A 21609-nucleotide genomic window follows, 5' to 3' on the forward strand; every position below is an offset into this window, starting at 1 on the left:
GCGGCGGGGGCCGGACGCCCGGGCCCCCCGCCGCGTCGGCCGGCTCTGGCACGATCGCGTCATGGAACCGCTGGGCCGGGCCCGGGACTGGGGAGCGCGGGGCCGGAGCTCGGGCCGGGCCGGGGTCGACCGCTGGCGGGCGAAGTGGTGGCACGTCGGCCAGTGCACGATCGCGGCGGGGTTGGCGTGGTTCATCGCCGCTGACCTGCTCGGCAACCCGACCCCGTTCTTCGCCCCGGCGGCGGCCGTGCTCAGCCTCGGGACGTCGTACGGCCAGCGTCTGCGCCGGGTGGGGGAGGTCGCGGTCGGGGTCGCGGTCGGCGTGCTCGTCGGTGACCTGCTGGTCTCCGTGGTCGGTGCCGGGGCCTGGCAGGTCGGCCTGATCGTCGGCCTGGCGATGTCGGCGGCCCTGCTGCTCGACGGCAGCCCGCTGCTGGTCAACCAGGCGGCGGTGCAGGCGATCATCGTCGCCACGCTGCTGCCGGCGGACGTGGCCGCGGGGTTCACCCGGTGGGTCGACGCCCTGGTGGGAGGGGCGGTGGCCCTGGTCGCGGCGACCGTGGTGCCGCGGGCGCCGTTGCGGCGCCCGCGGCTGCAGGCGGGGGAGGTGCTGCGCAAGGTCGGCCGGCTGCTGCGGGCCGCGTCGGAGGTGATGACCTCCGGTGACGACGGTCCGGCGACGGCCCTGCTCGCCGACGCACGGTCCACCGACCACCTGGTCCGGGAGCTGCGCAGCGCGGCCGACGAGGGCCTGGCGGTGGTGCGGGTCTCGCCGTTCCGGACGCGCTACCGCCCGGACGTCGAGCACATCGCGGGCCTGGTGGAGCCCATCGACCGGGCGCTGCGCAGCACCCGCGTGCTCGTCCGCCGCGCGGCGGTGGCCGCGCACCGGGGCTCCTCGATGCCCGCGACGTACGCCGGGCTGTGCCGCGAGCTCGCGGACGCCTGCGACATCACCGCCGGCGAGCTGTTGACCGAGGGGGTCCCGATGCAGCTGCGGGAGCGGCTGGTCACCATCGGGGCCGCCACGTCCCGCGTCGAGCGGACCGGCGACCTGTCGGCCGAGGTCGTGCTCGCGCAGATGCGGTCGGTGGTGGCCGACCTGCTGGTCCTGACGGGCATGTCCGCCGTGGAGGCCACCGACGCCATCCCCCCGATGGCCGAGCGCGACCCGTGAGCACCGGCCCCACCGGTCGGACCGGCCCGGGCGGGCCGGTGCTGCACGTCGACCTCGACGAGTTCGTCGCCGCGGTCGAGATCCGTCGCCGCCCCGAGCTGGCCGGGCTGCCGGTCGTCGTCGGCGGACGCGGCGACCCGACCGAGCGTGGCGTCGTCGCGACGGCGTCGTACGCCGCCCGCGAGCACGGCGTGGGGTCCGGGATGCCGCTGCGCGTCGCGGCCCGGAAGTGCCCCGACGCGGTCTTCCTCGCCGCCGACCACGCGGCGTACGACGCCGCCAGCGTCGAGGTGATGGACACGGTGCGGGCGATGACGTGGGGCGGGGAGCCGGTGGTGCTCGAGGTCCTGGGCTGGGACGAGGCGTTCGTCGCCCCGCGCCCGTCGGCCGTGGCGGCGGGCGGGCTGGGCGACCCGGTGGGCTTCGCGGAGTCCGTGCGCGCCGCCGTCCTCGACGCGACCGGGCTGCACTGCTCGGTGGGCGTGGGCGACAACAAGCTGCAGGCCAAGCTGGCGACGTCGTTCGGCAAGCCGCGCGGCGTGGGCCGCCTCGTCAGCGAGGACTGGGCCACCGTGATGGGCCCGCAGGGCGTCGACGCGCTGTGGGGGATCGGCCCCGGCTGGGCGCGGAGGCTCGGCGAGCTCGGCATCCGCACGGTCGCCGACCTCGGCGCGGCCGACGTCCACCACCTCGCCGACGTCCTCGGGCCGAGCACCGGGCCCTGGCTGCGGCGGATGGGTCGCGGCGTCGACACCTCGCCCGTCGACGACACCCCGCGGGTGGCGGTCAGCCACGGCCACGAGACGACCTTCCAGGTGGACCTGGAGACGCTGGACGAGGTGCACGCCGGGCTCGCCGAGCTCGTGGCGAGGGCGCGCGAGGACGTGCTCGCCGAGGGGCGCGCGGTCGCGCGGGTGGGGCTCAAGATCCGGTTCGTGCCCTTCACGACCTTCACCCGGATCCGCAAGCTGCCCGAGCCCAGCACGGACGCCGAGGTGCTGCTGACCGCGGCGGTCTCGCTGCTGGACAGGGTCCCCACCACGCGGGAGGACGGCTCGCTGCGCAAGGTCCGGCTGCTGGGCGTGCGCCTCGAGATGACCCCGCCGTAGGCCGGCTGCCGGACGTCGCGACGCCCCCTGGTGTTCGATGCGTCACCTGCCCTGGTGGACGGCCGCGCCGTTTGGCTCCGGGGCCCCTCGGACTGACACGATTTCGGCATGCTCGACGTGCACGACCGGCTCGACGGTGACACCCGCCCGACCCCTGTCCAGAACCGCATCCAGAACCGCCACCAGACCCCCTCCCAGACCGTCACCAGCGAGGCCGATCGCACCGTGGACCGCACCACGACCCAGGTCCTCGACCTGGCCCTGCGCATCGGCGAGCTGCTGCTGTCCAGCGGCGCCGGCGCCGCCGACGTGACCGCCACGATGCAGTCCGTGGCCATCCACTACGGCGTCCGTCAGCCGGAGATCGACGTCACCTTCACGTCGCTGTCGATGAGCACCCAGCCCGATCCGTACGTCGCCCCGATCGTCGTCATGCGCCAGGTCAAGCAGCGCGACATCGACTACGCCGACCTCACCTCGGTCGACGTCCTGGTCAGCGACATCCTGCTGGGCCGCGTCGAGCCGGACGAGGCCCGCAGCCGCCTGGCCCGGATCACCTCCACCGGGCACACGACGAGGCGCGGGGTCGTCAGCCTGGCTTGGGGCCTGATGAGCGCGGGCATCGCGCTGCAGCTCGGCGGCGACCTCCCCGTGCTGGGGATCGCCTTCGTGGCCGCGATCGGCATCGACCGCCTCCAGCTCGCGATGGCGCGGCGCCGGCTGCCGTACTTCTACCAGCAGGTCGCGGGCGGGGCGTTCGCCTCCACGCTGGCGATCACGGCGGCCAGCCTCAGCGACGAGATCGACCCGTCGCTGGTCGTCACCGCCAACATCGTCATGCTGCTCGCCGGCATCGGATTCATGGGCGCCCTGCAGGACGCCCTGTCGGGCTTCTACATCACGGCCGGGGCCCGGATCACCGAGGCGTTGCTCGCCACCGCCGGCATCATCGTCGGGGTGAGCGCGGGGCTCACCGTCACCGAGGTCGTCGGGCTGGCCCCCGAACGGCTGATCCCGGGACGTACCTCCCTGGAGGAGCTGGTCCTCACCGCACCGGGCGCCGCCATCGGAGCAGCGGCCTTCGCGGTGGCCTGCTACGCGCCGTGGCGGGTCATCGCCCCCATCGGTGTCATCGCGGCTGTCGCCTTCGGCGTCAACCAGGCCGTCTTCGAGGCGAGCTCGTCACGTCCCCTGGCCACCGGGGTCGGCGCGTTCGTCATCGGTCTCGTCGCGTTCGGCGTCGCGGGCCGGGTGCGGGTGCCGCCGCTGGTCGTCGCGGTGCCGGCCGTCATCCCGCTGCTGCCGGGCCTGTCGATCTACCGGGGCCTCTCCCTGCTGACCGAGGACAGCCAGATGGTGTCCTCCGGCCTGCTGTCGATGATCACGGCGATCACGATCGCGCTGGCCATCGCCTCGGCGGTGATCCTCGGCGAGTACATCGCCCAGCCCCTGAAGCGCGAGGCGCGCCGCCTGGAGAGCCGGCTCTCGGGGCCGCGTCTGGTGGGGCCGTTCCGTGCCCGCTCGGTGCGCGCCGACTACCGCCCCGACCAGCGCCCCGACCAGCGCTCCGAGGACGAGCCCGGCGCGCCGAACACCGGCGGGAGCTGAGCCAGCCGCTCCATCCACCGCGCCGCGGTCCCGTCGTACGGCGGGAGACGCGCCTCGACCGCGGCGCGCACGCGCTCGCACGTCTCGCTGGCCGTCGCGACCACGCGGGGCGGGTAGCCCATCGCCAGGCGGTGGGCGGCGAACTCGTCCTCGTCGTCGACCCAGGTGCGGCCCGACGGCCCGCGGACGACGTCCAGGTCGAGGTCGAAGGAGTGCAGCTCGTCGCCGTCGAGGTCCGGGGGCGTGGCGATGTCGACGTACACCTCGTACGGGGTGCCCGGCTCCTGGAACGACGGCAGGCACCAGTCGTGGCCGACGAGGTGCAGCCGGGGCCGCGACTGGGCGTACGACGCCCCCGGCCGCTCGAAGCGGGTGCCGACGGGGCTGCCGAGCCACAGCCCGTGGGTGTCCTCGCCGAGGACGACGGTCTCGTAGGTCCAGTGGGGGGAGCCGTCCCACTTCGCCATGCGCACCCGCACCCGCTGGAGCCGCGACACCCCGCCATCCTGACGGACGGCGGGGTGTCGGTGCGGGAGCGTCGGCGGTGCGGCGGGTGCGTCGGACCCCGCTGGGGTCAGCCGCGGCGGGCCGGCATCATCCGCTTGGTGAGGCGGGCGGTGACGTCCTGGTAGCGCGAGCCCACCGTCTTCGCGGCGTGGTGGATGAGGTGGGCGTCGATGCCGACGAGGACGCGGGCCTTGTCGCGGAGGATGCCCCGCACGATGATCTGCGCGGCGCGGGCCGGCTCCATCTTCGCGAGCTTCTCCTCGAAGAGGATGTCGATCGCCTCGGCGTCGCTGCCGACGGTCTTGCGGCCGTTGCGCGAGATGCCGGTCTTGATGCCGCCCGGGTGCACGCAGGAGACGCCGACCGGGTGCTCGCCGACGAGCATCTCCTCGCGGATGGCCTCGGTGAAGCCGCGGACGGCGTACTTCGAGGCGTTGTAGCCGCTCTGGCCCGGCACGCTGATCAGGCCGAAGAGCGACGAGATGTTCACCAGGTGACCGTCGCCCGAGGCGATGAGGTCGGGCAGGAACTCCCGGGTGCCGGTGACCACGCCGTCGAGGTTGATGGACATGATCCAGTCCCACTCGTCGGGCGTGGTGTCGAGGAAGTCGCCGGTCATGGTGACGCCGGCGTTGTTGACGACGACGTTGACCCGGCCGAAGTGCTCGCGCACCGCGGCGGCGTACGCGGTGAAGGCGGCCCGGTCGGACACGTCGAGGCGCGCGGCGTGCACGAGCGGCGAGCCGGCGGCCTTGGCGAGCTCGACGGTCTCGGCGAGCCCGGCCTCGTTCACGTCGGAGACGGCCACCTGCGCGCCGTGGCTGGCGACCTCGACCGCGAGGGCGCGGCCGATGCCGGAGCCGGCGCCGGTGACGACGACCACCTTGTCGGTCAGGGTCTTCATGCGGGGATCTCCTCGGGGGTCTGGGTGGTGCGGTCGGTGCGGTCCGTGCGGGGGCCCTCGACGTCGTACGCCTGCACGTCGAACGCGCTGGTCTGGCGGCGGAAGGTGAAGGTCGCGCGGGGCCACAGCGTGGTGTTGCGACCGTGGTCGTCGAGGTACCAGCTGGCGCAGCCGCCAGCCGACCACACGGTGCCCTCCATGCGGTCCTGGAGGTCGGCGTTGTAGCGCTCCTGGACGTCGGCGCGCGGCTCGAGGGCGGCGTACCGGTCCCGGCGCATGGTGGCGATCGCGTCGCGGATGTAGGCGACCTGCGACTCGATCATGAACACCATCGAGCTGTGGCCCAGACCGACGTTGGGACCGACGATCTGGAAGAAGTTCGGGTAGCCGTGGACCGTCGTGCCCTTGTACGCCGCCATGCCGTTGCGGGCCCACGTCTCCCCGAGCGAGCGGCCGCCGCGACCGTGGATGTGGTGGCTGATGGGCTGGTCGGTCGTGTGGAACCCGGTGGCGACGACGAGCACGTCGATCTCGCGCTCGGTCCCGTCGGCGGTGACGATGCCGGTCGGGGTGACCCTGGCGATCCGGTCGGTGACCAGGTCGACGTGGTCGGAGGCGAGCGCCGGGTAGTAGGCGTTGGAGATGAGGATCCGCTTGCAGCCGATCCGGTAGTCCGGCGTCACCTTGGCCTTGAGCTCGGGGTCCTTGATCGCGCGGGCGATGTTGCCGAGCGCCAGGGCCTGCGCCGGCGCGGCCAGGCGCGGCTCCTTCGTGAACGCGGGGACGTAGCACTCGCGGCCCCAGTAGATCGCCGTCCGGTAGAGCCTCTGGATCCCCGGCAGGTGGCGGAACGCGAACCGCTCGAGGGCCGTGTAGTGCCGGTCGTTGCGGGGGATCACCCACGGCGCGGTGCGCTGGTAGACGTCGAGGTGCCCGACGACCTTGGCGAGCTCCGGGACGATCTGGATCGCCGAAGCGCCGGTGCCGATGACCGCGACACGCTTGCCGGTGAGGTCGACGTCGTCGTCCCAGCGGGCGGAGTGGAACGTCTGGCCGGCGAACGACCCGATGCCCTCGATGTCCGGCAGTCGGGGCTCCGAGAGGCCACCCGCGCCCGAGATGAGGGTGGTCGCCGTGAGGTCGCCCGCGTCGGTCGACACCTGCCAGTGCTGCGCCCGCTCGTCCCAGCGCGCGTCCAGCATCGTCACCCCGAATCGGAAGCGGTCCAGCGTGCCCGACTCCTGCGCCACGCGCTGGATGTAGGACTGGATCTCCGGCTGCGGGGAGAACGACATGGACCACTCGGGGTTCGGCGCGAACGAGTACGAGTAGAGCTGGCTCGGCACGTCGCACGCGGCACCGGGGTAGGTGTTGTCGCGCCAGGTCCCGCCGACGTCGTGGCCCTTCTCGAGGACGAGGAAGTCGCGCTCGCCGTCCTCGTCGAGCTTGATGGCCATCGCGAGGCCGGCGAACCCGGCACCGACCACGAGGTGGTCGACGTGCCCGCTGAGGGTGGTGTCGGTCATGGGGACGACGGTAGGGGCGCTATTGAACGAGCGTCAACAGTTATGATGCGAGTGTGTCCACCACCACCCCCGCCGGCCGCCGTGCCCGCCTGGCCCCGGAGGAGCGCCGCTCGCAGCTGCTCGACCTCGGGGTCCGGCTGCTCGCGACCCGGTCGGTGGAGGAGCTGTCGGTGGAGGTGCTCGCCGAGGAGGGCGGGGTCTCCCGCGGGCTGCTCTACCACTACTTCGGTGGCAAGCACGCCTTCCACGAGGCCGTCGTGCGCCGGGTCGCGGACGAGCTGATCGAACGGACGGCGCCGCCGCCGTCCGGTGACCCGGTCGAGCGCCTGCTGGCCTCCGTCGACGCCTACGTCGGCTACGTCGTCGAGCACTACGACAGCTACCTGTCGCTGGTGAAGGGCGCCTCGAGCGGCAACCCGACCGTCCGGGCCATCCACGACGAGGTCCTCGCCGCGATGACGGACCGGATCTTCGACGAGGACGGCGGCGAGACCGTCCCCGACACCCCCGGCGCCCGCCTCATGGCCCGCGGCTGGGGGGCGATGGTCGAGGAGGTCGTCCTCGGCTGGGCCGCCCACCCCCGCGGCATCACCCGCGAGAACCTGCTGCTCTCCCTCGCCGCGTCCCTCCAGCACCTGGTCGACAGCGCCCCGTAGGCCGACCTGGCCCGAACGCACGCCTGCAGAGCGCCGAGTCGGCGCGAACGCACGCCTGGAGAGCGCCGAGTCGGCCCGAACGCACGTCCAGAGAGTGCTGAGTCGGCCCGAACCCACGTCCAGAAAGTGCCGAGTCGGCCCGAAGACGCGTCGGCGACGTCGTGGAACGCACTGCCCGTGGCACGGCGGTGACGCCGATGGCTTGCCCCGGAGCGGCCTTGTTCGAGCGTTTAGGCCGACTCGGCGTCTGTGGGGCGTGCGTTCGGGCCGACTCGGCGTCCGTGGGGCGTGCATTCGGGCCGAGTCGGCGTCTTTCGGGTGTGCGTTCGGGCCGACTCGGCGTCCGTGGGAAGTGCGTTCGGGCCGACTCGCGTCCGTGGGAAGTGCGTTCGGGCCGACTCGGCGTCCGTGGGGTGTGCGTTCGGGCCGACTCGGCGGTCAGCCCTGGACGACGTCCACGAGCTGGTCGAGGCCCCAGGCGAGGTCCTCGGCGGAGACGACGAGCGGGGGAGCGAGGCGGATGGTGGAGCCGTGGGTGTCCTTGGCGAGGACGCCGCGGTCCATCAGGGCCTCGCAGACCGCGCGGCCGGTGCCGACGGCGGGGTCGATGTCGACGCCTGCCCACAGCCCGCGGGTGCGGACGGCGTGGACGCCGTGGCCGACGAGGGCCTCGAGGCGCTCGCGCATGAGCTCGCCGAGCTCGAGGGCGCGGGCCTGCAGCTCGCCGCTGCCCAGCAGCGAGACGACCTCGCGGCCGACGGCGCAGGCGAGGGGGTTGCCGCCGAAGGTGGAGCCGTGCTGGCCGGGGCGCAGGACGCCGAGGACGTCGCGGTCCGCGACGACCGCCGACACCGGGACGATCCCGCCGCCCAGAGCCTTGCCGAGGATGTAGACGTCGGGGACGACGTCCTCGTGGTCGCAGGCGAACGTCCTGCCGGTGCGCCCGAGGCCGGCCTGGATCTCGTCGGCCATGAACAGCACGTCGTTCTCGGTGCAGATGTCGCGCACCGCGCGCAGGTAGCCGTCCGGCGGGATCAGCACGCCGGCCTCGCCCTGGATGGGCTCGATCATCACGGCGACGGTGTCACCGTCGATGGCCTCGCGCAGCGCCTCGGCGTCGCCGTACGGCACGTGCACGAAGCCCGGCGCGAACGGGCCGAAGCCGTTCTTGGCGTCCGGGTCGTCGGAGAAGCCGACGACGGTCGTGGTGCGGCCGTGGAAGTTGCCGTTCGCCACGATGATCTTGGCCTGGCCGTCGGCGACGCCCTTGACCTGGTAGCCCCACTTGCGCGAGACCTTGATCGCGGTCTCGACGGCCTCGGCGCCGGTGTTCATCGGCAGCACGAGGTCCTTGCCGGCGAGGTCGCCGAGCTCGGCGCAGAAGGCGCCGAACTGGTCGTGGACGAAGGCGCGGCTCGTGAGGGTCAGGCGGTCGAGCTGGGTGTGCGCGGCGCGCAGCAGCGCCGGGTGGCCGTGGCCGAAGTTCAGCGCGGAGTAGCCCGCCAGCAGGTCGAGGAAGCGACGTCCGTCGACGTCGGTCATCCAGGCACCCTCCGCGTGCTCCACGACCACCGGCAGGGGGTGGTAGTTGTGCGCGGTGCGCGAGTCCGCCAGGGCGGCGAGCTCGGGGGTGCGGGGCTGCGTGTCGAGGGCGGTGCTGGTGGTGGTGCTCATGCCCTTCACGGTAACGCGAGCCCCGCCGTACGCCGCATCGTCGGCGCGCAGGTCAGGGCCGGTGGCGGCGTGCGACAGAATGGGCCCTGCTGTGCGCATCCACTTCCCGCCCGAGCTCCCCGTCTCGGGCCGCCGCGACGACATCGCCGCCGCCATCCGCGACCACCAGGTCGTTGTGGTCGCGGGCGAGACGGGCTCGGGCAAGACGACCCAGCTGCCGAAGATCTGCCTCGAGCTGGGGCGTGGCCGAGGACGTCGTGGCCAGGACGGGAGGGGTGACCTGATCGGCCACACCCAGCCCCGGCGGATCGCCGCCCGCAGCGTCGCCGAGCGCATCGGCGAGGAGCTCGGCACCGGCCTCGGCGACGACAGCCCGGTCGGCTACCAGGTCCGCTTCACCGACCGCACCTCGAGCTCGACCCGCGTGAAGCTGATGACCGACGGAATCCTGCTCGCCGAGCTGCAGCGCGACCGGATGCTCCGGCGCTACGACACCCTCATCATCGACGAGGCCCACGAGCGCAGCCTCAACATCGACTTCCTCCTGGGCTACCTCAAGCAGCTGCTGCCACGGCGCCCCGACCTCAAGGTCGTGATCACCTCCGCGACCATCGACCCGCAGCGCTTCGCCGAGCACTTCGCGCAACCCGACGGCACCCCGGCGCCCATCATCGAGGTCTCCGGCCGCACCTTCCCCGTCGAGGTCCGCTACCGCCCCCTTCTCGAGCTCCCCGAGGACGACGAGGACGGCGAGCCGGTCCAGCGCGACACCACCGAGGCCGTCGTGGACGCCGTCCGCGAGCTGTCGCGCGAGGGCCCCGGCGACGTCCTGGTCTTCCTGCCCGGTGAGCGCGAGATCCGCGACACCGCCGACGCCCTCACCGAGGCGCTCGAACCGAGGGGCGGCTCGCGCCTGGAGGTCCTGCCCCTCTACAGCCGCCTGTCGGCCGCCGAGCAGCACCGCGTCTTCGCGCGGCCGTCCAGCAACGTCGTGCGCCGCGTCGTCCTGGCCACCAACGTCGCCGAGACGTCGCTGACCGTCCCCGGCATCCGGTACGTCGTCGACTCCGGCGTCGCGAGGATCAGCCGCTACTCGGCGCGCACCAAGGTCCAGCGGCTGCCCGTCGAGCCCATCAGCCAGGCCTCCGCCCGCCAGCGCTCCGGCCGCTGCGGCCGTGTCGAGGCGGGCATCGCGATCCGCCTCTACTCCGAGGAGGACCACGACGCCCGCCCGGAGTTCACCGACCCCGAGATCCTGCGCACCAACCTCGCCAGCGTCGTCCTGCAGATGGCCGCGCTCGGCCTCGGCGAGCTCGCCGACTTCCCGTTCGTCGAGCCGCCCGAGAGCCGCGACGTCACCGCCGGCGTCCAGCTGCTCGAGGAGCTCGGCGCGATCAAGGGCAGCAGGGGCAGGCGCCAGCTCACCGGCCTCGGCCGCAAGCTCGCCCGGCTGCCCGTCGACCCCCGCATCGGCCGGATGGTCCTCGAGGCGGAGCGGTTGAACGTCGTCCGCGAGGTCCTCGTCATCGCCGCCGCGCTGTCGCTGCAGGACCCCCGCGAGCGCCCGCTGGAGCAGCGCGCCCAGGCCGACCAGCTCCACGCCCGGTTCCGCTCGGAGACCTCGGACTTCCTGTCCTGGCTCAGCCTGTGGCGCTACCTGCGGGCCCAGCAGCGCGACCTGTCGTCCAGCGCCTTCCGCCGCATGTGCAAGCGGGAGCACCTCAACTACCTGCGGGTGCGGGAGTGGCAGGACTTCGAGTCCCAGCTGCGCCAGGTCACCAAGGAGATGGACGTCCGCCTCGGGCCCCAGCGCGGCCCCGAGGACGAGCCCGACGCCGACGGCATCCACCAGGCCCTGCTGTCGGGCCTGCTGAGCCAGATCGGGCTGCTCGAGGAGCGCGAGAAGCCCGCCCCGGGCGCGCCGCCCAAGGAGCGCCGCCGCGGCCCGCGGGAGTACCTCGGCGCCCGCGGCGCGAGGTTCGCCATCTTCCCGGGCAGCGGGCTGCACCGCCGCAACCCGCCGTTCGTCATGGCCGGGGAGCTCGTCGAGACCGGACGCCTCTGGGGCCGCCAGGTCGCGGCGATCCAGCCCGAGTGGGCCGAGCGCCTCGGCGCCCACCTGGTCAAGCGCACCTACGCCGAGCCGCACTGGTCGAAGCGCCGGGGCTCGGTCGTCGCCCGCGAGCGCGTCACCCTGTACGGCGTCCCGCTGGTCGCCGACCGCCTGATCGGCTTCGGGAAGGTCGACCCGCAGCTGTCCCGGGAGCTGTTCATCCGCCACGCGCTGGTGTACGGCGAGTGGCACAGCCGCCACCGGTTCCTCGCCGAGAACGCGCGGCTGCTGCGCGAGGCGCAGGAGCTCGAGCACCGGGCGCGGCGCCGCGGGATCGTCGTCGACGAGCACACGCTCTTCGACTTCTACGACGCCCGTGTCGGCGCCGAGGTCGTCTCCGGCGCCCACTTCGACACCTGGTGGAAGGCGGAGCGCCGCCGGCGCCCCGACCTGCTCACCTTCGACCCCGACATGCTGACCCACGACGGGGCGGGCGTGACCGAGGAGGAGTTCCCCGACGCGTGGGCCGCCCCCAGCGGCACCGGTGCGGACGGTCTGACCTTCGACCTGCGCTACCACTTCGAGCCCGGCGCGGCCGACGACGGCGTGACGGTCGACGTCCCCGTCGCCACGCTGAACCGGGTCAGCGACGAGGACTTCTCCTGGCACGTCCCGGGCCTGCGCCACGAGCTCGTCACGAGCCTGATCCGGAGCCTGCCCAAGGCGCTGCGGGTGAACTTCGTCCCGGCCCCGCAGCGCGCCGCGGAGTTCCTCGACGCCGTCCCGGCGGGGGAGGAGCCCCTGCTCGACGCCCTGGAGCGCCACCTCCGCGCGACGACCGGGGTCCACGTGCCCCGCGAGGCCTGGGACTGGGACAAGGTGCCCGGCCACCTCCGCCCCACCTTCCGCGTGCTGGACGCCGAGGGCGCCGAGGCGGCGCGCGGCAAGGACCTCGAGGCCCTCAAGGCGCCCCTGCGCGGCGAGTTCGCCCAGGCCGTCCAGGAGGCCGCCGACGAGACCACCGTGACCGGGCAGACGACCTGGACGTTCGGGACCGTGCCGACCTCGGGCACCTGGACCCGCGGCGGCCACGAGGTCCAGGCCTTCCCCGGGCTGGACGACGAGGCCCACCCGGACGGACGCAGGACCGTCGGCCTCGGCGTCTTCGGCACCGCCGACGAGGCCGAGGCCCGCCACCGGCTCGGCGTACGACGGCTGCTCGCGCTCGCCGTCCCGGCGCCGACGAGGACGCTGCTCGACGGGCTGTCGACGGCCGAGAAGCTCGGCCTGGCCTCGACGCCGTACCCGACCGCGACGGCGCTGCTGGACGACCTGAGCCTGGCGGTGCTCACCGACGCCGTCGACGCGTGGCCCGGCGGGGCCGCCGCCGTCCGCGACGAACAGGCGTACGCCGCCCTGGAGCGCGCCGCCCGCGACGGTCACGCCGAGCGCGTCGCCGCCGCGCTCCCGGACGTCCTGCGGGTCCTCGAGCGCTGGCGGGAGGCGCAGAAGGCGCTCGGCGGTCGCGCCGAGATGGCGCAGCTGCCGTCCCTGACCGACATGCGCGACCAGCTGGCCGCGCTCGTGCGGCCGGGCTTCCTGGCCGACGCGGGTGCCGCCCGGCTGCGGCGGGTCGCCGTCCACCTCCAGGCGCTGCTCGTCCGTCGCGAACGGCTCGGGACCCACCTCGCGGAGGACCGCCAGCTCATGGCGCAGGTGACCCCGGTCGTCGACGCCTGGCGGCACCGGGTCGACGCGCTGCCGCCCGGCCGCCCGATGGGCGCCCACCTGCGCCGCGCCCGGTGGCTGCTGGAGGAGCTGCGCGTCTCGACCTGGGCGCAGCGACTGGGCACGGCCGAGAAGGTCAGCGACGCGCGCATCCGCAAGCTGCTGGGCTGAGACCCGCGGCGCTCGGGCGGGCTGGTGAGATGGAGGGATGAGCGAACGGCCCCACCACCGCCCGGTCCGCCCGGGCAACGACTTCTTCGACGCCCGGGAGGGCGGCGAGGACCCGGCCGCGCTCACCGAGGCCGCCGAGGTCGCGGCCACGCTGCTGGTGCGCGGCGTCCGCGGCACCGACGACGCCGGGATGGTCGACCGCGTGCTGCACCTCGCGGACACCGAGGGCCTCGACGCGCTCGCGCAGGTCTGGTCGCACTCCCCGGCCGACTCCCTCGCGGGCTGCCTGTGGCGCCTGTACCTCCTCCGCTCGTGGGTGTACGCCGACCCGGTGTCGGTCGCCCGCGAGTACGACGCGGGACGCCACGCCCAGGTCGCCCGGGTCGTCGCGGGGGTCGCCGAGCCGCCCGGTCCCGACGAGCTCCGCGCGATGGTCGACGAGGTCCTGCGCGGCATCGCCGTCAGCGACTTCGCCGACGTCCTCCTGCGCGCCGCGGCGTTCGCCCGCGTCGTCGCCACCGGCCGCGCCGAGCTCGACGAGGCCTCGCCGGACCAGGTGGCGCGCATGCTGCTGCTCTCCGAGCAGCTCGAGGCCTCGGGCCACACCGAGCTCGCCGCGGGCCTGTCGTAGCCGACGTGGGCCGCCCTGTGGACGATGGCGCCGAGGTGGTGTCGCCGTGTGCCCCCCGGCGCTAAAATCGTCAGTGACGGCACGCCGGGCCGCGGCAGCCCCGGGTCCCAACTGAAGCCGCTACGAGCGGCCACGCGCCGTGAGGCGCTCCCGGTCCGGTGTGTCGTCACCCTCCGCCGCGGACCCCCTGGTCCGTCCGTCTGTAGGGTGGCCGCTCCGGATCGTCCGCGACCCGGGCACGGTTCGGCAGTGCGGGAGGGCACGGGTCTTGTCAGCGGGTCAGCAGCACGGTGCACGCCCACGGTCCCCCCGTCGCCTCCGGCGCACCGCCGCGTCGGCCCTCGCCGCGCTGGCCGTCCTGGTCGCCACCGTCGCCTGCTCGCCGGACGCCGACGAGCCGGCCGGCCCGGACCCGTCGCCCGACCAGACCCCCGCGAGCCTCAGCTTCGGGATCTCGTCCTCCGACGCCGAGGCGCAGGCGTGGCGGGCGGTCGCCGCCGACTTCGACGACGACGCGGGGACGACGGTCGACACGACCCGCCTGCCCACCGAGACCGGTGCCCTGGTCGAGAAGGCGGAGGCCGGGGAGCTGCCCGACGTCTTCCTCGCCGACCGCAACGAGATCGCGAGCCTCGTCGACGGCGAGCTGGTCCAGCCGGTCGACGAGCTGCTCGACGAGCGCGGCGTCGACTTCGGCGACGGGTACTCCCGCGACGCCGTCCAGGCGCTGAGCAGCGACAACCGGCTGCAGTGCATGCCGATCGGCATCTCGCCGGTGGTCGTCTACTACAACACCGACCTCGTCGACTTCGACCGGATGGCGGCGCGCGGCATCGAGGGCGCCCAGTCCACCGACGGCTGGAACCTCGCCCAGATCTCGAGCTCCGCCCAGTTCGCCACCCGGCCCGCCCGGGGCACCCGCGGGATCCACGTCGACCCGACGCTGCGGGGCTTCTCGCCGTGGGTCTACGCCGCCGAGGGCCAGGTGTACGACGACATCGGCGACCCGGTGTCGACGGCGTTCTCCTCGGAGGAGACGCAGTCGGCGCTCGAGACCTTCCTGCCGCTGCTGCGCGACCGCTCGCTGACCCTCACCGACGAGCAGCTCGAGCGGCGCAGCGGGGTCGAGTGGTTCGAGGCCGGGCGGCTCGGGATGATCACCGGCACGCGCTCGCTCGTGCCTCGCCTGCGCCAGGCCGACGGCCTGTCCTTCGACGTCATGCCCATCCCGTTCCTGGGCCAGAACGCCACGATCGGCGACGTCACGGGCATCTGCATCTCCGCGGACGCCGCGGACCCCGGGCTGGCCGCCGACTTCCTCGTCCACGCGCTGTCCCCGGAGTCGCTCGGCCGGGTGGCCCGCAAGGGCGAGCTGGTGCCGGCGAACCTGGAGGTGTCGGTCTCCGACGACTTCGTCCAGCCCAGCCGCCAGCCGCGCAGCAGCAACGTGTTCACCGAGAGCGTGCGCGACATCGTCCTCCCGCCGCTGCTGGACACGACCGACGAGCTCGCCGAGGCCGTGAACCCCTCGCTGGAGCAGATGGTCCGCGAGCCCGTCCTCACCCCCGAGGACCTGCAGACCCTCGGGGTCGAGGCCGACCTGGCCTCGCGCGAGGTGCTGACCCCCGGTGACGTCGACGCCGACGGCATCCCCGACTCCGAGGACGACGAGGACGACTCCGGCCTCGAGCTGCCGTCGGAGAGCCCGGACCCCCTGGGCTGAGTGCCGCCGGGGACGGCCGTCGACCGTCCCACGTGGCCCCGACCCGCGGTCGCGACCGCAGGCTCAGTCGTCGGTGCTCGCCTCGGCGGCCAGCACCGCCCGGACCAGCACCGGCGCGACCAGCTCGACCTGCCACGCCCGGGCGCCGAGCCGGCGCAGCGCGGCGTCGACCTCGACGGCCAGCTGCTCGGGGTCGCGGGTGGCGGGCGGCTCCCACAGCACCCGGCGCACGAGGTCGGGCGTCATGAGGTTCTCGGTCGGGACGGCGTGCGCCTCGGCGAGCCCGGCCAGCTCGGCCCGCGCCAGGCTGAGGCGCTCGGCGGCGACCGGGTCGCGCTCGGCCCAGGCCCGGGGCAGGGGCGGGCCGTCGGAGCGGGGGGAGCGGGGCGGCAGGTCGGCCTCGTCCATCTCCACGGCGAGGCGCAGGGCCTCGACCCACCGGGAGGCGTAGCGGGAGGCGCCGCGTCCGTGGAAGCCCGGCGTCGACAGCAGCGCGCGGCGCTCGGTGGGCAGCGCCTGGGCGGCGGCGACGATGGCGGAGTCGGGGATGATGCGGCCCGGCGTGACGTCGCGGGAGGCGGCGACCTCGTCCCGCCGCAGCCACAGCTCGCGGACCGCCGCGAGCCCCCGCCGTCCGCGGACCTTGTGCATGCCCGACGTGCGGCGCCACGCGTCGACGCGGACGGGCGCCTGGTGGTCGAGCAGCGCCTCGAACTCCTGGCGGGCCCACTCGGCCTTGCCGGCCTCCTCGAGCTGGTCGGCGAGCACCGCCCGCAGCTCGACGAGCGCCTCGACGTCGAGCGCGGCGTACTCGAGCCAGGGCTCGGGCAGCGGCCGCGTCGACCAGTCCTGCGCCGAGTGCTCCTTGCGCAGCCGCTTGCCCAGCTGCGTCTCGACGAGGGTGGCGAGCCCCACCCGGGGGTGACCGAGCAGCCGTCCGGCGAGCTCGGTGTCGAACAGCGCGTCGGGGCGCAGGCCGACCTCGCGCAGGCAGGGGAGGTCCTGGGTGGCGGCGTGCAGGATCCACTCGGTGCCGCGCAGCACCTCCTGGAGCTCCTCGAGGGAGTCGAAGGCGATGGGGTCGACCAGGAACGTGCCGGAGCCCTCGCGCCGCAGCTGGACCAGGTAGGCGCGGGCGGAGTAGCGGTAGCCCGAGGCGCGCTCGGCGTCGATGGCGACGGGACCGGTGCCGCCGGCGATGGCCGCGCACGCCTCGGCCAGGCCGGCGTCGGTGTCGATGACCTCGGGGAGCCCGTCGCGCAGGGTCAGCAGCTCGGCCGGCGGGGCCTCCGGTGCCCCCTCGGCGTCCGGCCCGCTCGGGTCCTGGGTGTCGGCCGTGGTGTCCTCAGGTGTCGTCACGGGGTCCACGGGGCCCTCAGTGACCCGGTCCTCGGTGTCCGCGCCGGCTGGGCATGACGGACACGCCGTCGGGCACGGGCGGCAGGCCCGCGGCGGTGCACAGCAGCTCGCCCCAGGCCTCGACGTGGCGACCGATCTCGTCGGCCTCGGGCGTCCACGACGCCCGGATCTCGACCTGGGCGCTGGGCTCCTCGTCGGCCATCCCGCCGAAGCTGGTGCTGCTCACACAGGTCACCGTGCCCGAAGCGGCGCGGAAGGACGCATGGTGGGCGGCGAGCGCCTCGGTCAGCCAGGTCCAGGCGACCTCCGCGAGCATGGGGTCACCGGCCTGCTCGGGCTCGACCTCGGCCCGGACGTACCCGACGCAGCGGAAGGTGCCGTCCCAGGCGTCGTTGCCGGCGGGGTCGTGGAGCAGCACCAGGCGGCCGGTGCCGACCTCCTCGCCGTCGACGTCCACGTCGCCCGCGAGGGCGGCGGCGTACGGCGCGATCCGCTGCGGCGCGGGCATCTGCTCGGCGGTCACCTCGGGTCGCAGCACGGCGTCACGCATCGCGGCGACCGCGGTCGCGAACTCGGCGGGGAACGCTGCACCGCCGACGCCCGTGCCGGCCCCGCGGCGCGGCTCGTGACCGACGACCATGATGACAATGTAAGCCGCCCGTCCCGGGACCGGCCGCCCGCCACGCCGTCTGACCTGGGAGGATCGTGGGGTGAGCGAGGCCGTGAGCACAGGTGACCACCAGCCCGACCCCCGGCTCGCGGACAGCCCCTTCCTGGCCGCGTGCCGCGGTGAGCGGCCGGCGCACGTGCCGGTCTGGTACATGCGGCAGGCGGGCCGCTCGCTGCCCGAGTACCTGGAGGTCCGCGAGGGCGTCGCCATGCTGGACGCCTGCATGGACCCCGACCTCGTCACCGAGATCACCCTGCAGCCCGTGCGCCGGTACGGCGTCGACGCGGCGATCTTCTTCTCCGACATCGTGCTGCCGCTCAAGGCCGTCGGGGTCGACCTCGACATCAAGCCCGGCGTGGGCCCGGTGGTGGCGGACCCGGTCGCCACGCTCGCGGACGTGGAGGCCATCCCGGACCTGACGCCGGACGCGGTCGACTTCGTCGACGCCGCCGTCCGCCGCCTCGTCGGCGAGCTGGGCGGCACCCCGCTGATCGGCTTCGCCGGCGCGCCGTTCACGGTGGCGTCGTACCTCGTCGAGGGCGGTCCGTCGAAGGACCACGCGCGGACCAAGGCCATGATGTTCGGCGCCCCCGACGTGTGGGACGCGCTGATGCGCAAGATCGGCGGCATCGCCGCGGCCTACCTCGAGGTGCAGGTGCGCGCCGGCGCCTCGGCCGTCCAGCTGTTCGACTCCTGGGCCGGGGCGACCTCGCCCCGCGACTACCGCGAGCACGTGAAGCCGTACTCCGCCGCGGTGCTGGAGCGGGTGGGGGCGCTGGGCGTCCCGCGCATCCACTTCGGCGTCGGCACCTCCGAGCTGCTCGCCGACATGGGTGACGCCGGCGCGGACGTCGTCGGCGTCGACTGGCGCACCCCGCTCGACGTCGGCATCTCCCGCATCGGCGACCGGGCCGTCCAGGGCAACCTCGACCCCACCCTCGTCTTCGCGCCCGCCGACGTGATGCTCGCCCGGGCCGCCGAGGTCGTCGAGGCGGGTCGCGCGGCCCGGGGCCACGTGTTCAACCTCGGCCACGGCGTCCTGCCCGCGACGGACCCGGCCCGCCTGGAGGAGCTCACCGCCTTCGTGCAGTCCCACGCCGGCTGAGCCTGCGGGCCCGGACGCCGGGGGCGGCGCTCAGCGGCGGCCCGAGCGCCAGTAGGCCACGCCCGCGTGGGGGACGACCCAGAGCAGGGCGGTGGCCATGAGGACGGTGGCGGTGGCCGCGGGCGGCGCGGAGTCGGCGACGGCGAGGGCGGCGAGGCTGAAGGGGGCGCCGAGCACCCCGAGGACGGACTGCAGGAGCGCGGTCCCGAGGCCCGGGTCGCCGTCGGCCACGGTGGCGCACACGGCGAGCACGACGCCCGCCACGACCACCGCCGCCGCGTGGAGGGCCGGGGCGACGAGCCACCGCCACGGGTCCCGCGCCCCGTGCGCCGAGGGGTCGGGGCCCGCGTACGGCGTGGGGCGCGGCCGCGTGTGGGCCGGCGGGTACGGCTGCGACCACGGCTGCGACCACGGCTGCGACCACGGCTGCGGGTAGGGCTGCGGGGCGGCGGGGGACCAGGGCTGCGGGTTCATGTGCCCCACGCTCGCCCGGACCGGGCGTGGGGCGCATGGGTCGGCGTACTCAGGTCCGACCCCCGGGTGCTCAGGCGGGGGTGAGCGCCCCGCCCGCCGAGGTCGGTGCGGCGGCCACGCCCGCGACAGCCTGCTCCTCGAGGGCCTCCTCGGCGAGGCGCTCGGCCTGCTCGGCGAGGGCCCGCATCAGCAGCCGGACGGCGGGGGGCTGCGCCGCGGCGGCGTGCAGCATCAGCAGCGACACCTCGGTCTGGACGCCGACGAGCGGGCGGTAGGTGATGACGCCCGCCTTGACCAGCGGGTCGCTGTCGATGCTGTAGTCGGGCAGGACGGTGACGCCGAGGCCCTCGGCGACCAGCAGCTTGCCCATCTCGGCGCCGTCCGCGGCGATCGCCACCGTCGGCGGGTCGCCCTCGGCGACGCGGTGCAGGAAGCGGTGCATGAGGTAGCCCGAGCGCATCCCGACCAGCGTGGCCAGCCGCAGGTCGTCCAGGGTCACGCTGTCCTGCTGGGCGAGCGGGTGGTCGGCGGGGCAGCAGACGACGACGTCGCCCCGCAGCAGCACGGTGGTCCCGAGCTCGGGCAGCTGGTCGTCCCCGGGCAGGGCGTTCACGAGGCCGAGGTCGAGGCTGCCCTCGGCGATCGCCTGGGCGATCGGCGCCTGCTGGCTGGTGACGACCTCGACGGCGGCGCCGGTCCCGGCCTCGTGGAAGTCCCGCAGCGCCGGCACCAGGAGGTGCGACGTCCCGGCGTTCACCGTGCCGACGTGGACCGTGCGCGCACTGGTGCGCTGGTGGCCCGCCTGGCTGCGCAGCCGGTCCACGGCCTCCAGGATCTCGACCATCCCGGGCAGCAGCGCCTTGCCGTCGCGGCTGATGCGCGCCCCCGAGCGCCGCCGGTCGAGCAGCGTCACGCCGAGCTCGCGCTCGAGGTTGCGCAGGCCCTCGCTCAGCGCGGGCTGTGAGAGGTGGAGCTGCTCGCTCGCGCGCCGCAGCGACCCGTGCCGGGTCACCGCGGTGAGGTACTCCAGCTGTTCGATCCGCACCCTGTGCTCCTGTCGTCCGATCGGTGCCCGCAGGCCGGGGGTGCGAGGCGGTTCCTTGCGCCCCCACGGACCTGCGTGGCGTGCCGGGCGTGGCCCGAGCCGTCCCCGTCAGTACTTTGTCTAGCGAGATCATAGACAAATGGAAGGCGGATCCGATGACCGACACCCTGGTGACCCCCTCCTTCGTGGGTACCGCGGAGCCCGCAGCGGACCGCGTCCGGGCCCGGTTCGCGCCGCTGCTGGCCCAGATCGCCGAGGGCGCCGTCCGCCGTGAGCGGGAGGGCGAGCTGCCCTTCGACGCCGTCCGACGGCTCGCCGAGGCGGGGGTCGGGGCGGTCCGCCTGCCGGTCGAGCACGGCGGCGACGGGCTTGACCTCGTCGGCCTGACCGCGCTGTGGATCGACCTCGCCGCGGCCGACGCGAACCTGGCCCAGGCGCTGCGCGGCCACGGCGCCCTCGTCGAGGACCGGCTGTGGCAGCACGCCTGCGGCGCCGACCAGACGACCTGGTTCGGCCGGCTCGCCGCCGGCGAGCTCGTCGGCAACGCCTGGTCGGAGGTCGGGACGACCCCCCAGGACAGCCAGAAGACGACCATCACCCGCGACGGCGAGGCCTGGCGCCTCGACGGTGCGAAGTACTACACGACCGGCACGATCTACGCCGACTGGGCAGACGTCTACGTCCGCGTCGCCGGCACCGGCCGGACGACCGGGGAGGGTGCGCAGTACGCCATCGCGCTGGTCCGCACCGACCAGCCCGGCGTCGTGGTCTCCGACGACTGGGACGGCTTCGGCCAGCGGGGCACCGGTTCCGGCACGGCCCTGTTCAGCGGGGCCGTCGTGGACGACGCCGACGTGCTCCCCTTCGGTCAGCGGTTCGGCTACCAGACGGCGCTCTACCAGCTGAACCTGCTCGCCACCCTCGTCGGCATCGGCCGCGCCGCGCTCGACGACACGGTCCGCGAGGTCCGCGCCCGCGACCGCAACTACTCCCACGCCAACGCCGCCCGGGTGCGGGACGACGCGCAGGTCCTCGCCCGGGTGGGCGAGATCGCCGCCCGGGTGTACGCCGCCGAGGCCGCGACGCTGCGTGTCGGCGAGGCGATGCAGCGCGCCGCGGACTCCCACGCCCTCGACGCCGAGGCCCAGCAGGCGGCCTTCGAGGCCGCGGAGGTCGAGTCCTCCGTCGCCCAGGTGGTGGTCACCCAGCTCGTGCTCGACGCGACCACCGACCTCTTCGACACCCTCGGCGCGTCGGCGACGTCGCGCGAGAAGGCGCTGGACCGGCACTGGCGCAACGCCCGGACGGTGTCCTCGCACAACCCGCGCATCCTCAAGGCGCGCGTCGTCGGCGACTCGCTCGTCAACGGCACGGCCCCGCCGTACGCCTGGGCCATCGGCCGCACCGAGCGCACCGACACCGCCTGAGCGGCAGGCGCGGGCGTGATGGGTGCGAGGCGGCGCCTGTCACCGGCTCGCCGCATCCGACG

General features: G+C 74.5%; 17 protein-coding genes. 9 read left to right on the top strand and 8 right to left on the bottom strand.

Going from position 1 to position 21609, the window contains the following annotated elements; genetic code table 11:
* Positions 1-61 precede the first annotated feature (61 nt).
* The 3 genes from MJ876_RS13940 (at position 62) to MJ876_RS13950 (ending at position 3894) form a co-directional block, all read left to right on the top strand.
* Complete coding sequence (locus MJ876_RS13940; protein WP_240237051.1) at positions 62-1177, top strand: aromatic acid exporter family protein; 1116 nt, start codon at positions 62-64, stop codon at positions 1175-1177.
* Entirely contained in the window at positions 1174-2286 is a 1113-nt protein-coding gene (locus MJ876_RS13945; protein ID WP_240237053.1) for a DNA polymerase IV, read from the top strand. The genes MJ876_RS13940 and MJ876_RS13945 overlap by 4 nt, the downstream gene beginning before the upstream one ends.
* A 108-nt stretch (positions 2287-2394) precedes the next feature.
* Positions 2395-3894 (top strand): threonine/serine exporter ThrE family protein, encoded by a 1500-nt coding sequence (locus MJ876_RS13950; protein ID WP_240237055.1) that lies wholly within the window; start codon positions 2395-2397, stop codon positions 3892-3894.
* Here the strand turns inward: MJ876_RS13950 and MJ876_RS13955 are convergent.
* The 3 genes from MJ876_RS13955 to MJ876_RS13965 all read right to left on the bottom strand — a co-directional run bounded on the left by MJ876_RS13955 (position 3822) and on the right by MJ876_RS13965 (position 6831).
* On the bottom strand, positions 3822-4391 hold the full coding sequence (locus tag MJ876_RS13955; RefSeq protein WP_240237057.1) for a DUF402 domain-containing protein: 570 nt from the start codon (positions 4389-4391) through the stop codon (positions 3822-3824). The two genes, MJ876_RS13950 and MJ876_RS13955, sit on opposite strands and share 73 nt — an antisense overlap.
* Before the next feature lie 77 nt (positions 4392-4468).
* Positions 4469-5305 (bottom strand): SDR family oxidoreductase, encoded by an 837-nt coding sequence (locus MJ876_RS13960; protein WP_240237059.1) that lies wholly within the window; start codon positions 5303-5305, stop codon positions 4469-4471.
* Positions 5302-6831, bottom strand: coding sequence for an NAD(P)/FAD-dependent oxidoreductase (locus tag MJ876_RS13965; protein WP_240237062.1), 1530 nt, complete (start codon positions 6829-6831; stop codon positions 5302-5304). Before MJ876_RS13965 ends, MJ876_RS13960 begins: the two co-directional genes overlap by 4 nt.
* Before the next feature lie 53 nt (positions 6832-6884).
* On the opposite strand from MJ876_RS13965, the gene MJ876_RS13970 reads away from it, so the two are divergent.
* The gene (locus tag MJ876_RS13970; RefSeq protein ID WP_240237064.1) at positions 6885-7487 is read left to right on the top strand and encodes a TetR/AcrR family transcriptional regulator; all 603 of its coding nucleotides are present in this window, start codon (positions 6885-6887) and stop codon (positions 7485-7487) included.
* Between the two features lie 438 nt (positions 7488-7925).
* Here the strand turns inward: MJ876_RS13970 and rocD are convergent, their stop codons facing one another.
* Positions 7926-9161: an ornithine--oxo-acid transaminase gene (gene rocD, locus MJ876_RS13975; RefSeq protein WP_240237066.1), complete on the bottom strand. Its 1236-nt coding sequence runs from the start codon at positions 9159-9161 to the stop codon at positions 7926-7928.
* Positions 9162-9240: 79 nt separating this feature from the next.
* Between rocD and hrpA the strand changes: the two genes are divergently transcribed.
* From hrpA to MJ876_RS13990, 3 genes are all read left to right on the top strand, one after another.
* The gene (gene hrpA / locus MJ876_RS13980; RefSeq protein ID WP_240237068.1) at positions 9241-13113 is read left to right on the top strand and encodes an ATP-dependent RNA helicase HrpA; all 3873 of its coding nucleotides are present in this window, start codon (positions 9241-9243) and stop codon (positions 13111-13113) included.
* Positions 13114-13150: 37 nt separating this feature from the next.
* Entirely contained in the window at positions 13151-13744 is a 594-nt protein-coding gene (locus tag MJ876_RS13985; protein WP_240237070.1) for a hypothetical protein, read from the top strand.
* Between the two features lie 268 nt (positions 13745-14012).
* Positions 14013-15467, top strand: a complete 1455-nt coding sequence (locus MJ876_RS13990) for an extracellular solute-binding protein (RefSeq protein ID WP_240237072.1) — start codon at positions 14013-14015, stop codon at positions 15465-15467.
* Positions 15468-15530: 63 nt separating this feature from the next.
* On the opposite strand, the gene MJ876_RS13995 is transcribed toward MJ876_RS13990, so the two are convergent.
* Both MJ876_RS13995 and MJ876_RS14000 read right to left on the bottom strand, forming a co-directional pair.
* On the bottom strand, positions 15531-16826 hold the full coding sequence (locus tag MJ876_RS13995) for a ribonuclease D (protein WP_240237074.1): 1296 nt from the start codon (positions 16824-16826) through the stop codon (positions 15531-15533).
* Positions 16827-16842: 16 nt separating this feature from the next.
* A complete protein-coding gene (locus MJ876_RS14000; RefSeq protein ID WP_240237076.1) occupies positions 16843-17466 on the bottom strand; it encodes a DUF3000 domain-containing protein in 624 nt (207 codons plus the stop codon).
* Positions 17467-17536: 70 nt separating this feature from the next.
* Between MJ876_RS14000 and hemE the strand changes: the two genes are divergently transcribed.
* Positions 17537-18601 carry a uroporphyrinogen decarboxylase gene (gene hemE / locus MJ876_RS14005; RefSeq protein ID WP_240237078.1) on the top strand — a complete coding sequence of 355 codons (1065 nt, stop codon included), beginning with the start codon at positions 17537-17539 and terminating at the stop codon, positions 18599-18601.
* A gap of 30 nt (positions 18602-18631) precedes the next feature.
* Here hemE and MJ876_RS14010 read toward each other — a convergent pair whose 3' ends face one another.
* Both MJ876_RS14010 and MJ876_RS14015 read right to left on the bottom strand, forming a co-directional pair.
* Positions 18632-19075 carry a hypothetical protein gene (locus MJ876_RS14010; protein WP_240237080.1) on the bottom strand — a complete coding sequence of 148 codons (444 nt, stop codon included), beginning with the start codon at positions 19073-19075 and terminating at the stop codon, positions 18632-18634.
* 70 nt (positions 19076-19145) lie between these two features.
* A complete protein-coding gene (locus MJ876_RS14015; protein ID WP_240237082.1) occupies positions 19146-20120 on the bottom strand; it encodes a LysR family transcriptional regulator in 975 nt (324 codons plus the stop codon).
* A gap of 155 nt (positions 20121-20275) precedes the next feature.
* Between MJ876_RS14015 and MJ876_RS14020 the strand changes: the two genes are divergently transcribed.
* The gene (locus MJ876_RS14020; RefSeq protein WP_240237084.1) at positions 20276-21547 is read left to right on the top strand and encodes an acyl-CoA dehydrogenase family protein; all 1272 of its coding nucleotides are present in this window, start codon (positions 20276-20278) and stop codon (positions 21545-21547) included.
* Positions 21548-21609 lie beyond the last annotated feature (62 nt).

The sequence above is a fragment of the Nocardioides sp. CFH 31398 genome, assembly GCF_022436705.1.
GTDB lineage: Bacteria > Actinomycetota > Actinomycetes > Propionibacteriales > Nocardioidaceae > Nocardioides.

Excerpts from the sequence above, each read along its gene's own strand:
- MJ876_RS13940 (WP_240237051.1), top strand. The coding sequence starts at position 62 with ATGGAACCGCTGGGCCGGGCCCGGGACTGGGGAGCGCGGGGCCGGAGC.
- MJ876_RS13950 (WP_240237055.1), top strand. The coding sequence starts at position 2,395 with ATGCTCGACGTGCACGACCGGCTCGACGGTGACACCCGCCCGACCCCT.
- MJ876_RS13960 (WP_240237059.1), bottom strand. The coding sequence starts at position 5,305 with ATGAAGACCCTGACCGACAAGGTGGTCGTCGTCACCGGCGCCGGCTCC.
- MJ876_RS13965 (WP_240237062.1), bottom strand. The coding sequence starts at position 6,831 with ATGACCGACACCACCCTCAGCGGGCACGTCGACCACCTCGTGGTCGGT.
- rocD (WP_240237066.1), bottom strand. The coding sequence starts at position 9,161 with ATGAGCACCACCACCAGCACCGCCCTCGACACGCAGCCCCGCACCCCC.
- hrpA (WP_240237068.1), top strand. The coding sequence starts at position 9,241 with ATGGGCCCTGCTGTGCGCATCCACTTCCCGCCCGAGCTCCCCGTCTCG.
- MJ876_RS13985 (WP_240237070.1), top strand. The coding sequence starts at position 13,151 with ATGAGCGAACGGCCCCACCACCGCCCGGTCCGCCCGGGCAACGACTTC.
- MJ876_RS14000 (WP_240237076.1), bottom strand. The coding sequence starts at position 17,466 with ATGGTCGTCGGTCACGAGCCGCGCCGCGGGGCCGGCACGGGCGTCGGC.
- MJ876_RS14010 (WP_240237080.1), bottom strand. The coding sequence starts at position 19,075 with ATGAACCCGCAGCCCTGGTCCCCCGCCGCCCCGCAGCCCTACCCGCAG.
- MJ876_RS14020 (WP_240237084.1), top strand. The coding sequence starts at position 20,276 with ATGACCGACACCCTGGTGACCCCCTCCTTCGTGGGTACCGCGGAGCCC.